Source organism: Bacillus sp. Marseille-P3661 (genome assembly GCF_900240995.1).
Taxonomy (GTDB): Bacteria; Bacillota; Bacilli; order Bacillales; family Bacillaceae_J; genus OESV01.
The window spans coordinates 270,964-285,116 of the sequence record NZ_LT965956.1 but is presented as its reverse complement, the minus strand read 5'-3'; the positions used below and the strand labels follow the sequence as shown (position 1 = coordinate 285,116).

The window sequence follows — 14,153 nt, the reverse complement described above, 5'->3', positions numbered from 1 at the left end:
TATTTATTCAAGCTATTTCGAACCTTTTAAAAAGAGTTACCGTCTATCCCCGTTGTTTCAAAAATTATCGATATTTTATAAAAAAATGAATTAATCTAATTTTCACACAATAAAATTAGTACTATCGAATGAGGGGGGAAAAGAATGACAGCTAAGAAAATCTTCGTGGGTAATTATAAGGGTGGAGTTGGAAAGACAACAAGTATATATCAAATTGCGTTACATATGGCTGACGAGGGAAAAAGAGTATTGCTGGTTGATTTAGATCCACAATGCTCATTAAGTGAAATATGCCTTGGGAGAATGGAAAGGTATTTAGATAACCTTCCTGATAATGAATGTTTAAATTTTGTATATGATGTTTGGAATCAGTCAAAAAAGTTTTCAAATATTAGTTTCAAACTAAAACCAGCAAGTTTGATTAAGCAAACAGAAGAAAAAATTAATTTTATTCCTTCGAATATTTTTTATAGCAATGGTGGTTTAGATAAACTTGCTATGTCACTAAAGAATGAATTTGAGGATCTATTTGTACTACAGCAATTCTTTCAAACCACTAATCTAGATCAGCGCTATGATTATATACTCTTTGATTGCCCACCAAGCAACAATATCATTACACAAGGAGCCTTCCTACTTTCTGACTTTTATATAATTCCTTCAATTTTTCAAACAATAAGTATTCGAGGCGTGATACATTATATTAAAACTGTAGAGGAAATATATAAACAAATTTGTGAAGAACATCCGAATGCAGCGCTATCGCAATTACTTTTCGGAGAAAAACCACAACTTATTGGTATATTTGAAACATTGAAGAAAGGATCTACAAATAATAAAAATGTACACGATGAACTTAAAGAGCATTTTAAAGATATAGACATTACACCACTCTTATCATTAACATCTGAAAAAGAAAAGCTTGTCTTTCAAACAATCATTTTCAACTACGAAGATACAGCCAGAGCCACAGCTAATGGGAAAAGAGTTGCCGGTTACGCAGATTTAACTTTTGAAATTTTGGAATGCTTAGAAAACCGTTCTCAAATACAAGTTAAGTTTAATTTGGATAGAAAAGGTTGGCGATGGAATGACTCAGCTCACGTTTAACAATGTTGTTAGTAATCTTCAAAAATATCAAAGTATATTAACCATCATCAATGGAAAAAAATTAAAAAGTGAGACAAATGATATCGATAGAATGATTTCTATTTTAAAAAGCTATGGTGATCTTCCTATAGATACTTTTAACCATAATGAAAGCCCACTGTTAGTAGTTGATAAAAAACAAAGCTTTCAAGAAATAGTTGAACTGATTTTCAATAAAAATTTTCAAGGAATTGATGGAATTAAATTAAATTATGAAAACTTTTCAGATATAGAACAAATTCACAGTTACTTTGATCAAAAGCCCAAGCCCACTATTATGCGTGAAACTACATTACTTGATCTTAAATTAATTTATTGCATATTGACCAATGATAAAACAGAGCGTAAAGGAAAAAAGTCTGATGTTTATGAAGCAATTAAGTCAAATATTCGAGCCCGTAAACGCGGCAAAGCTTTTTCTAAAATTTTTTAGTAAATTACTTATAATCTAGAATGGGGTTAGATTCGCTAAACGAAATCTAGCCTTTTTGGCTTGTTAATACGTTTTCCATTCGCTGAATGCCACAGTTAAATTAGGATTTAATTTTTCCTTTTGGGCAATATAGGAAAAATATAATTCGGATATTTTTAGCGAAGGAGAAGCTTAAATGAGGGTTGTTTTTATTCTGCTTGGTTGTTTCTTTTTTTTAATTAGCTGTCAGGCTGAAGAACGGGTTGAATTGAATAATACGAATAACATTACCCCAATAAATGTCACGACGAATAAGACCGATAATGAAGACGAACGTTATATAGTTATCTTTAAAAAAAGTAAAGATACCTCTTTAATACGCCAAAAAGGTGGGAAGGTTTTACGAGAAACAAAAAATTTGCCAATCGCTATCTCAAAAATGCCTGAACATGCTAAAAAGGCATTGGAAAAAAACCCTAACATTCAAATTATCGAAAAGGACAAAATGGTTGAGCTTAATACTGAAGTAACAGATTGGGGTATCAAGAAAACAAAGAGTAGCACAGCATGGGAAACCCATTATACTGGTAAAGGAGTAAAGGTAGCTGTACTAGACACTGGCATTGAAACACAACATAATGATCTAAAAATAACTGGAGGAATTTCTTTTATCACAGAAGAAAACGGAGATACATCTTATAATGATTACAATGGGCACGGTACGCATGTAGCGGGAATTATCAGTGCTCAGCATAATGATATAGGTGTTTTAGGAGTGGCACCAGATGTTGAATTATATAGTATAAAAGCTCTTGATCAAAATGGTGCCGGCTATTTATCTGATGTTGTTGCAGGGATCGATTGGGCTATTACAAACAACATTGACATCATCAACCTAAGTATTGGGATGAGTACATATTCACAGATTTTGGCAGATGTAATCGATTATGCCTATCAATCAGGAATGTTCATTGTCGCAGCAGCGGGTAACTCAGGAAATTCTTCCGGTACTGGGGATAATATTGATTATCCTGCAAGACTAGAAGGAGCTATAGCAGTAGGTGCTACTACATTGAATAATACAAGAGCTAGTTTTTCGTCAACGGGTCCAGCACTTGAACTAACTGCACCTGGCGATACAATTCTTTCTTCATATATAAATAACAACTACGAATATTTAAATGGAACAAGTATGGCCGCACCTTTTGTCACAGGTATTGCGGCACTTCTTAAACAGGCCTATCCTGAGTGGACAAATGACCAATTACGATCCCATATGCGAGAAACAGTTATTGATTTAGGCGAAGTTGGCGTCGATTCAAAATATGGGTATGGGCTTATTCAATTTAATCTACTACCAGAGACTGAACAACAAGAACTTATACCGCTAAACTTAGAAAAGCCTTTATTAGAAAGTGCTAAAAGTACAGACGAATCGATTACAATTCGTTGGCAGCCTGTTCAAAATGCAAATCGATATATGATAAAACGTGAAGAGCAGGTCATATACTTGGGAAGTGCCTTACAATTTACGGAGGATACTTTACAACCTGGCCAAATGTATAGATATGAAATTTCAGCTCTGAATGGACAACTGATTAGTGAGGAGCTAGTGGTCGAAATACCAACAGCACTTAGAACTCCAAATCTTCTTTATTCAGAAATTGATGCTAATACAATCGAACTTCAATGGACTCTGTTGCAGGAAGCTATACACTATACTTTGCGGCGGAATGGTGTAGTCATTTATTCTGGTACTTCAACAACATATGTAGATCGAGAGTTACCATACAATTCGACGGTTGAATATGAGCTTGTTGCGCAAGGAACTACAGGAGTTAGTCAACCGATTAAGAAAATCGTAACTACAAAGAAATTCATCCCTCCAGTACCATTAAATTTAGATGGTGAGGTTTCGGATAGAACAGTTTCGTTAAAGTGGACAGTACCTGATACAAAAAATATCGAAGGTTACTACATTTATATGAATGGTTCAAAATACAATAAACAACCAATTGTAACAACGATGAAAGACATACTGAATCTAACAAATGGTAAAACCTACACGTTTACGGTAACATCAATCAGTAAAGATGGAGTACAGTCTGATCCTTCTGAAGAACTTGTATTAATACCTAAGATTCCAATCACCTTTGATGATATCGGCACTCACTGGGCTCGATCCGATATACAATTAACAGGAAATCGAGGATGGATGAAAGGAACATCTCCAGGTATTTTTTCACCTGATAAAGGACTTTCGCGGGCAGAGGCAGCTGTAATTATTGTTCGGGCGTTACAACTACAACCTTTAAATGACAAAAGCATTGAATTTTTGGATGTAGATGGAAAGCATTGGGCTAAAAATGAAATCAAGATCATTGCTCAACATGACATTATGACGGGTAAAAGTGAAGGAAGATTTTCGCCTGCAGACACATTAACTAGAGAACAAATGGCTGCAATGCTTCATAGAATGTTTCTTAAAGACAAACCTATTCCTGAAAATGTTCATTTCGTTGATGTTCATCCTAGGCAATGGTCCTATCATGCAATTGCAACAACGAGCCATTATAAACTTTTTTATGGTTATAATGATGGAACCTTTAAACCAAACGATGTACTCACCCGAAGTCAGATGGCTGTACTAATGAACAGGATCACACCTTATTTTTTCTAATCAATCGCTACTGTGCTAGTTTAATGACAAGTACTCTTATTAAAAAAGGCAATGTGGCAAGGGTTTCATTGTCATTGCCTTTTTATTTTGGTTAAACGCTATATACCTTAATAAGGCACCAAAAAAAACTTAATAAATATACATGAATAAAACATTAACAATAGAAACTAACGTAAACCCTATTTTATAAACAAGGAGCCTTATATGGAGGATATTTTAAAAAGTTATTATTTAAAAGCTGTTGAACGAGCTAAAGCAATGGTGTTGGACGATATAGATAAATATTTAGAGACGAAGGAGAACTGTCCTTCTTACGAACAATATTTGCGAGAAAGAGGCCACTACATTGAGCAGGTTTGGTTAAATGTATGGCTTAATTTAACCGCCAGTCACGCTACATTTTCTGAAAAGAAAGCATACCTTACCGCAAAAGGATATGATATAGAAGATACTAAGAGAAAATTACTCAATCAGTTATTTCGTACTGAAATTCGAAATGAGGAACCCTATGATCTTGTTGGTTGGCTAGATGAGAAATTTGTCAATCAGGTTGAGATATGGAAACAAAAATATGATACAGTCAGGGAATCCTACTTACATCATAGAGCGCTTCATTTAGAGCGTGAGTCTAGAAGAAAGTACTTGTTAAAGGTTGAATACCATATTGAACAGTTATTAGGTGAGCATTATGAAGATCTGTATTTATATGTACGTTTCTTACTTGGTAGTCAGCTAGCGATTGAAATTGAAAATAAGGGATTATTATTATCTGATGCACTCACTTTTTCAGAATATTTATATAGCGAGCAAGAGTTTGCCTATAATCAATACACCTTCGGCGAAATTGTAGCAGAGAAATATGAAAGGCTAATTTCGACATATTTATTTGATTTTGGCCCTAATTGGTTAAAAGAGCGACTCCCTAAGGTATTATTCGAGGAATATGTTGAAATGTTTCAAGAACCTTTACGTATTGAATTCTTAAAAGAAGCTGCATTTGAACCTCTTGATGATCTCAGTCATGAAATTTTCGAAGACTTGTTAAATGAATATGTCGATAATCTAAGTAAGCTTATTGATATACCGTTTGATGTTGAAACACATCGGGAAATATTTAATCGTGATATTGAAGAGAGGGAAAGAAAAGAGGTTGAAGAACTAGAAGAAATTAAACGAAGAAAAGAAGAAGAGACCCGAATGATAGAGGATATATTCGGTATGGAGTACAATCCGCCTGCCACACGAAATATCCAATATATTCTTCATGTCGGTGAAACAAATACTGGGAAAACCTTCCAAGCTATTAAAAATATGAAGGAGGCGTCAAGTGGTATATACTTAGCTCCACTAAGATTATTAGCTCTCGAAATATACGATAAATTAAATGAAGAAGGTGTCCCTTGTTCCTTAAAAACTGGTGAAGAAGAAAAGCTAGTAGCTGGAGCAAATCATATTGCTTGTACAGTCGAAATGTTTCGTGAAAAAGACTATTACGATGTTGTGGTTATTGATGAAGCACAAATGCTTGCTGATAAAGATCGTGGGTTTTCATGGTATAAAGCCCTGACAAAAGCGAATGCAAAAGAAGTCCATATTATTTGCAGTTTTAACGCAAGATCAATGATCCTACAATTGCTCGGAGAATCAAATGTTGAAGTTCATGAATATTTTAGGGATATACCATTAGAGGTAGAACATAACTTATTCCGTTTAGGTCAGACACAAAAAGGTGACGCGCTGGTTTGTTTTTCAAGAAGAAAGGTACTCGAAACTGCCTCGGAGTTACAGAAAACAGGTCATCAAGTTAGTATGATTTATGGAAGCATGCCCCCAGAAACAAGAAAGAAACAGATGCAACGATTTATTAAAGGAGAAACAACAGTCATTGTTGCTACAGATGCAATTGGAATGGGCTTAAATCTTCCGATAAGGCGAATTATTTTTTTGGAAAACGAGAAATTTGACGGAACAAGAAGAAGACGGTTAAGATCGCAAGAGGTTAAACAAATAGCTGGTCGAGCAGGCCGTAAAGGGATCTATGATGTTGGCAAGGTAGCTTTTTATAGTGATCCTAAAACAATGGGCCGATTGTTGGAACAAGAGGATGAGCCACTGCAAGGATTTGCGATTGCACCAACAACAAGTATACTAGAAAGGTTTCAAAAATATTCTCGTAATCTTGGTCAGTTTTTTTACCTATGGGATCAATTTAAAAGTCCTAAAGGAACAAAAAAAGCATCATTATCCGAGGAAAAACTTTTGTATGAAATAATTGAAGATACTGTTGTAGAGGCCAAACTATCGTTGGCAGATTTATATGGCTTTTTACACTTACCATTTTCATCAAATGAACCCTCATTACGGGCACAATGGAGACAGAAACTTGAAACTATTGTTGATGGTGAAGAACTTCCAGAGCCTCAAATCAAAGAATTGGGACTTGAAGAGCTTGAATTGTCTTACAAGTCAGTTGGTCTGCATCTATTATTTTTATATAAATTAGGAAGAAGCACCGAGGCACATTATTGGGAAAGAGTCCGCGAAGAAATTAGTGATAAAATTCATGAACATTTAAAAAGTGGTGTCAAAATTGCTAGCAAGGTTTGTAAAAAATGCGGTAAAAGTTTGCATCCTCGGTTTAAATTTAATGTATGTAATGAGTGTTATTTTGAAGAACGTGATAATAGATACCAGTTCTAAACACCTAATCTACCCACTAATTTCATAATTAGTGGGTTTTTTTTGCCCATTTACCTTAATAAATAGTAGTTGTCACGTATAAAAGACTTAAGTTCATTGTACTATTTTTATGAATATTTAATTATTTTTGCGAATATTATGAAGGGGCCCTGTAATATTTAAGAAAAAAGTAGCAGGAAAATTGTTTGGGTATATAGAATGTTAATAACGAAAAAAAGTAAATATTTAGGAGGTTGGTATATGAAAGTATCATGGAAAAAAGGTATAGCAGCAGTTGCAGTATCTTCAGCAATTGCAATGTGTTTCACAACAGGTGCCTTCGCGGCAGAAACTGGTGTAAAGCTTTCTGTTAATGGTGAGACATTAAAATCTACAGCAAATCATTCTATTGAAGGAAAGACTTATGTTGATTTGGAGGCATTTTCAAAAATTACCGGTGTAGATTTTACATACGATGCCTCGAGTAAGACCGCAACTATTAAAGGTAAACAGCTCGATATAGTTCTAAATAACGGCAAACCAACAGCCTATATTAGAGAGATTGCCCAAGCAACAGGTGCCACTGATTTAAGATGGAATGCAACAACACAGACTGTAAACATTCAGTACAAAAGCGATCTTGTTGTTTATGGAGATGTCGTATCTAGAAATGCCGGATGTGTTTTGCAAAGCCGTTTTACTGTAGGCGATGCAGTTATTTTTCGCATGAAAGCTACCAATCCAATAACAGGTGAGTTAGCAAGGAATGCAAAAGTTCAAGTTCATTTATCTACAGGTGAGGTTTTAGATATGCATTTAGGAGCTCATCCACCAGATATGCCAGGAGCGGAAGAGTTCTGGACTGTTGCGTATGAGGTTACAGAAGACACACCAAAAGGTACATTAGGCTATTTTGTTACAGCAGAAACTGAATCCTCTAAAGGACAGTATACACCATTTAATGTGATGCCTTCTCTAATTACGATCGTAGGAAATGATCCTGCTCACTCTACTGAACAACCGGAGTCTACGGAACAATCAAAGTAATTTAAGAGAATTACACTGGAACAACCATTACGGTTGTTCCACATTTTTGAGAGGAGCTACTAGTCAATGATAAAACCACTAAAACACTTATTAATAATTATTGCAGTTCTAATTTGTTCGATACCATTTACGTCATATTCGTATGCAAGTACAGTACACAATGCATTTGCTTTTCCAGTGCTTACAGGTGAATTAAGTTTAGATCAAACTGAAGGATTTGTTGGCTCTGAAGTATCATTTACTGCTACAGGTCTAGTTCCAAACAAACCAGTACAGCTATCTTGGATGACAGTTGACGGAAGCTATGATCTCGATGGGATTTATACAGTAATTGGACCAAAATATGAGGAAAAAGAAATCATTTTATTAACAGATAAGGTTGATGATCAGGGAAATTGGAGTGGAACATTTATCGTACCAAAAGGCTTTGGCGGGGACCACACCCTTTATGTGAGTCAAGGAAATGTAAAAGTTGCTCAAAATACATATTTTGTAGCTCCTAAATTCACGATGCAACCAGAATCAGGTCCTGTTGGTACTGAAATTACTATAACGGCAGAGGGAATCGGATGGACAAACATGGAGAGCAATTGGCAATTGAGTTATGATAACAAACTAACCGGATTAATCTCAGCTGTATCAACAGAAGGAACAGCAACCGCCAAAATTCGTGCGAGCGGAGAGGTAGGAAAGCATAATCTGACTATTTGGCATGGTTATTTAGGTATTCCGTATATCAATCATGAACAAGCGCCTAATAGTTATCTACCTGTACCATCGTTCACATTTGAAGTAACGGACGAAGAGCCCATCAAGAAAAACGCCGTTGGCCCTATTCCAAAAGCCGCAGCAGACGGAGGAGTTCAAATGCCGAATGTTGAACATAAGCCAGAAGTGAGCGTTGTACTGAATAAAAATGAAGCTACAGTTGGTGAATCTGTAAACCTAACAGCTGAAGGTCTACCACCAGGTGAAGGAGTAGAGGTCATTTGGTATACAATGGTGGGGAACCGGGTAACAGCCGCTGGATTTTCTGAAAAAGCTGTAAAACTTGGACAAACTGTTTCAGACTCCACAGGAAAACTTTCTTATGCGTTTGTTGTCCCTGATGACCTTGGGGGTGTACCACATCGCATTGAATTAAAGGTTGGCGACGAGCTATATGGTGGTACGTACTTGCGAATTTTACCGACAATTGTTAGCATTTCTCCAACATCCGGACCATCTGGAACAGAAGTGACAATTGAAATTAAAGGTTCAGGATGGACAGAGTTTGATAATGCTTATTACCTAACCTATGATAATGCTTATATAGGCTATATGTGTTCATTTAATAGCCAAGGAACATTAAAATTCAAGATGACAGTTAACGGTGCACCAGGACATCACTTAATAGATTTATATCCTGGGATCTATAGAGGACAAAAAAAGGTTCCTGACATTTACTTAGCTCCACAGCTTACGTATAGCGAAGATCACCCTGGTTCAGCAATGCCAGTTATTAATTTAGGATTTGATATAACTAGATAATAGTATAGCTATTAGTCTAACAAACCGCCTCTTTCAACAAGAGGCGGTTTGTTCCCTTTTGTGTGAATTTTTCCAATAAAAAACTATTGGACTTTTTTGGAGTTTCGTATAATTGCAATTATTTAATAAAGCTCTCCCAATTATTTTAAAGTAATATATTACTATAAAAAGGTTTTCTCATTTTTAATGGAGTTACGGGTGAAAGTAAGGATAAAATGTTGAATTCATTGGTTTTTTTTATATAAATTTTCAGACGTTCGGAAAAATGACCTATATTTTTTTACATTACTAAAACGATTTATATTATATGATTTTTCGAAAAATTAAAAAAAAAGTATTGACTCATATGAAAATACAGATTAAGCTATTAATAGAAAATATTAGAAACATAGTTTTATATTGTAAAACTTTTTTCTAGTATATGGGAAGGGAGGTAAAGGTAGGGTTATTTCTGTTCAGAAAAAACAAAACGACGTTTTATAATGTAAAACGTGAAAGCGCTTAAATGGAAGGAGGGGCACAATGAAACCTAAAATACTAATTACACAGCCAATACCAGAGAGTGTAACAAATTACCTAAAAGGATTTTTCGAGATTGAATGTTGGGAACAACAGGAAACAATTCCTAAAGGAATATTGTATGAGAATGTAAGAGATATTCAAGGATTAATGAATGTAGGAATTCCCATTAACGAGGAATTGCTTTCAAACGCTCCAAACCTTAAAGTGGTTAGCAATATATCAGCAGGCTATAATAATTTCTCCATTGAAGACATGCGAAATTATAATGTTGTTGGCACGAATACACCAGGTGTACTCGATGAAACGGTGAATGATTTGGTGTTTGGATTAATTCTTTCAACTGCAAGAAGAATATCTGAGTTAGACTCTTTTATGAGAGCAGGCAAGTGGCAGAGTGGTGATGATAGCCATCTATTTGGACTTGATGTTCATGGAAGAACATTGGGTATTATTGGTCTTGGTAGAATAGGTGAATCAATTTGCAAACGGGCCATTCATGGATTTGGAATGAACGTCCTATATCATAACAGAAGTAGAAAGTCTGATATTGAGGAGCAATTAGGCATTACATATGCATCTATGGATGAACTATTATCAGCATCAGATTTTATCGTTCTAATGACACCTTTAACAAAAGAAACACATCATCTTATTGGTGAAAAAGAATTTGCAAAAATGAAAAACACAGCTATTTTTATTAATGCATCTAGAGGACCAACTGTTGATGAACAAGCTTTAATCAATGCATTAAAAGAAAAACAAATATTTGGAGCTGGTTTAGATGTATTTGAACAAGAACCAATAGATCCTAACAATCCTCTACTGCAATTGGAGAATGTGGTGTTAACACCTCATATTGGTTCTGCTACAACATTTACTCGTGAAAATATGGCTAAGGTAGCTGCAGAAAATCTAGTTGAAATTTTAATAAATAAGAATTATAAAAACGTAGTAAAAGAGTTTAAAGATAAACTACATGTGTAAAGGGGAGAAACGTATGAAAAAGTTTACAGCATTTCTGGCATTATTATTATCTATTATGTTAATTACAGCTTGTTCTTCTTCAAATGAAAGCTCAGGTGGAGGTTCTGCCGAGGCACCTTCTGAAGATACGGAAGAAAAAGTAGATTTCCCTACGAAACCGGTTACATTAATAGTTCCTTATTCTGCAGGCGGGGGAACAGATACTGTATCAAGAGCGTTAGCGTTACAGGCTGAAAAGCATCTTGGACAATCTATTGGTGTTGTAAATAAAACTGGTGGCGGCGGCGCTGTTGGTTTGGCTGAAGGTTCAAAAGCTAAGCCTGATGGTTATACAGTTACAATGGTAACAGCAGAGCTTACAATGTTACCTCATTTAGGACTTACCCCAATTACGTATGAAAATTTTAAACCAATTGCACAAATGAACTTTGATCCATCATCATTAGTAGTACCTGCTGATGCACCATATAATACGCTTGAAGAATTTGTAGAATTCTCATTAGCAAACCCAGGAAAAGTTAGAATCGGTAATGGCGGTACCGGTGCGGCTGGTCACTTATCAGCGGTAGCAATGGAAAAGAAGTTCGGCGCTCAATATAGTCATGTTCCATTTGATGGCGGAGCACCTGCTGTAACAGCTGCTCTTGGCGGGCACGTTGAAGCAGTAGTCGTACAACCACCTGAAGCGTTAGCTCAAGTACAAGCTGGAAAGTTAAAATTCCTAGGTATTATGGCGTCTGAACGACTTGATGTAATTCCTGATGTACCTACTTTTACTGAAGCTGGTTATGATGTAGGTGAAATCGGAGTATGGAGAGGCGTCGCTGTACCAAAGGATACACCAAATGAAATCGTTGCTGTTTTAACTGATGCGTTCATGAAAGGTGCAGAAGAACAAGAATTTGTTGACTTCATGAGTGAAAATGGTCTTGGACGAGTTGTTAAGAACGCTGAAGACTTCAATACATTGATGGTTAACAGCCATAATATGTATGGTGAAATTATTCCAAGTCTAGATTTAGGTCAATAATTTTTATAAAATTGTTAACTTTAAGAAGATTACTAATTGTACAAGGAGACCAATCTATCTTGATTGTGTCTCCTCTACACAGTTAGTTAATGTTTCAATCTACTACAACATCTAATAGGCAGGAGGAATGACCTTGAAAAATGAAAAGATTATTTGGAGTATTATCGTTATAGTAATTGCTTGTCTATTCTTCTCGTTAACCTTTAGTTTCCCAAAGAATTTAACACCTACAGATGTAGGACCTGGCTTTATGCCAAGACTTTATGCAATCATTTTAGTTCTTTTTTCCATGATACTAATATTCCAAGGTTTGAAAGAAAAAAAACAAACAGAAGATCAACCTGAAAGTGGGAATATTAAGTTAGCTTTTTTAACGATGTTTCTAACAATCGTTTTTGTTGCATTAATACCAGTGATTGGATTTTATGTAATTACACCAATTATCATGATTATCTTCTTGAAAATGACAAGAGTAAAAAACTTGCTAACGATCCTTTTAGTTCCAGCGGGAACTACATTGTTCATCTTTATATTTTTCCACAAAATGCTTAAAGTTCCAGTCCCTACAGGGATATTTTTTTCATAATAGCGAGGTGACAACATGGACTATTTTTTACAGGCACTACCTAATTTATTAGATATAAGAGTACTTTTGATTTTGATTGGCGGCGTAACAGTTGGCATATGCATTGGTTCATTGCCAGGTTTAACTGCAACCATGGGGGTTGCCCTTATCTTACCTGTTACGTTTGGAATGGGACCAATAACTGGTATTTTATTATTAGTGGGTGTTTATTTTGGAGCTATTTATGGAGGGTCGATTGCTGCCATATTATTAAGAACCCCAGGAACACCGGCCTCAGCTGCCACCGCAATTGATGGTTATGCCCTTGCACAAAAAGGTTTTGCCCAAAAAGCATTAACCGTTTCCACGATATCATCCGCTATTGGTGGGGTGATAAGTGTATTCATCTTAATTTTAATTGCTCCACAACTAGCAGAATTTGCATTAAAATTTAGCGCTCCCGAGTCATTCGCATTAGCTGTATTTGGGATGTCGGTTATCTCAGGTATAGCAGGTAATTCACTTGTTAAAGGTTTTATTATGTGCTTTATTGGCTTACTAATTGCATCTATCGGTATTGATCCAGTAGGGGGCTTTCCAAGATTCAATTTTGGCTCAACAAATCTGATGAGTGGTGTTAACTTTATAGCCGTTATGATTGGCTTATTCGCAGCATCTGAGGCATTTCAAGCTGTGGAAGATTCCGTAAAAGAAGGACAAGTTATAAAGACCATTAATAAAGCAAAATTGAAATGGGCTGAATTTAAAACTTTGATAGTTACGATACTTAGATCTACTGGGATAGGCACGTTTATCGGTATGATTCCAGGTGCTGGTGGCGATATTTCTGCGTTTGTCGCTTATAACGAAGCAAAGCGCTTTGCAAAGAAAGAAGAAAAATTTGGTGAAGGTGAGCTAAAAGGAATTGCAGCACCGGAAGCAGCCAACAATGGGACAACCGGGGGAGCAATGATTCCTTTGTTAACATTAGGAATTCCAGGAGATGCTGTAACCGCAGTTATGCTAGGTGCCCTAATGGTTCAAGGATTACAACCGGGACCATTGTTATTTCAACATCATCCAGACGTTGTCTATACACTATTTCTAGGAATGTTACTAGCTAATATTATCATGTTAATTGTAGGGTTACTAGCTGTACGATGGTTTATTAAGGTATTAAGTATTCCTAAACTAGTTATAGCTGCAATCATTTTAGTATTATGTGTTGTTGGTTCATATGCTCTAGGTAACAACATGTTTGATGTTTGGGTTATGTTAATATTCGGCATCATTGGTTACTTTATGAAAAAACATGATTATCCAGCCTCTCCAGTGATTCTTGCTTTAATTTTAGGACCGATGATGGAATCCAATTTCAGAAGATCTTTACTAATGGGTAATGGGGATATGTCTATTTTTCTTTCTAGACCAATATCAGCTACATTAATAGCATTAGCAGTCCTTACTTTATTTACACCAATTGTTAAGGATTATATTAATAAAAAGAGAGAGGCTCGTAATCCTAATTTACAAGGTTAATACATTAAAGCTTTTA

Annotated in this window: 10 protein-coding genes; all 10 read left to right on the top strand. The window is 35.6% G+C overall.

Annotated features, from left to right (window positions below):
- Positions 1-144: 144 nt before the first annotated feature.
- The 10 genes from C1724_RS20375 to C1724_RS20330 all read left to right on the top strand — a co-directional run bounded on the left by C1724_RS20375 (position 145) and on the right by C1724_RS20330 (position 14,137).
- Positions 145-1,110, top strand: a complete 966-nt coding sequence (locus C1724_RS20375) for a ParA family protein (RefSeq protein WP_102348607.1) — start codon at positions 145-147, stop codon at positions 1,108-1,110.
- On the top strand, positions 1,091-1,582 hold the full coding sequence (locus C1724_RS20370) for a hypothetical protein (protein WP_102348606.1): 492 nt from the start codon (positions 1,091-1,093) through the stop codon (positions 1,580-1,582). The genes C1724_RS20375 and C1724_RS20370 overlap by 20 nt, the downstream gene beginning before the upstream one ends.
- A gap of 175 nt (positions 1,583-1,757) precedes the next feature.
- Positions 1,758-4,241 carry a S8 family serine peptidase gene (locus tag C1724_RS20365; RefSeq protein WP_102348605.1) on the top strand — a complete coding sequence of 828 codons (2,484 nt, stop codon included), beginning with the start codon at positions 1,758-1,760 and terminating at the stop codon, positions 4,239-4,241.
- 204 nt (positions 4,242-4,445) lie between these two features.
- On the top strand, positions 4,446-6,941 hold the full coding sequence (locus tag C1724_RS20360) for a DEAD/DEAH box helicase (protein ID WP_102348604.1): 2,496 nt from the start codon (positions 4,446-4,448) through the stop codon (positions 6,939-6,941).
- Positions 6,942-7,181: 240 nt separating this feature from the next.
- Positions 7,182-7,967 (top strand): stalk domain-containing protein, encoded by a 786-nt coding sequence (locus tag C1724_RS20355; protein WP_102348603.1) that lies wholly within the window; start codon positions 7,182-7,184, stop codon positions 7,965-7,967.
- Positions 7,968-8,033: 66 nt separating this feature from the next.
- Complete coding sequence (locus tag C1724_RS20350) at positions 8,034-9,497, top strand: IPT/TIG domain-containing protein (protein WP_102348602.1); 1,464 nt, start codon at positions 8,034-8,036, stop codon at positions 9,495-9,497.
- A 522-nt stretch (positions 9,498-10,019) separates the two neighbouring features.
- Positions 10,020-11,003, top strand: coding sequence for a 2-hydroxyacid dehydrogenase (locus tag C1724_RS20345; RefSeq protein WP_102348601.1), 984 nt, complete (start codon positions 10,020-10,022; stop codon positions 11,001-11,003).
- A 13-nt stretch (positions 11,004-11,016) separates the two neighbouring features.
- The gene (locus C1724_RS20340; protein WP_102348600.1) at positions 11,017-12,033 is read left to right on the top strand and encodes a tripartite tricarboxylate transporter substrate binding protein; all 1,017 of its coding nucleotides are present in this window, start codon (positions 11,017-11,019) and stop codon (positions 12,031-12,033) included.
- Between the two features lie 133 nt (positions 12,034-12,166).
- Complete coding sequence (locus C1724_RS20335) at positions 12,167-12,619, top strand: tripartite tricarboxylate transporter TctB family protein (RefSeq protein WP_180994370.1); 453 nt, start codon at positions 12,167-12,169, stop codon at positions 12,617-12,619.
- Positions 12,620-12,634: 15 nt separating this feature from the next.
- The gene (locus C1724_RS20330; RefSeq protein WP_102348598.1) at positions 12,635-14,137 is read left to right on the top strand and encodes a tripartite tricarboxylate transporter permease; all 1,503 of its coding nucleotides are present in this window, start codon (positions 12,635-12,637) and stop codon (positions 14,135-14,137) included.
- Positions 14,138-14,153 lie beyond the last annotated feature (16 nt).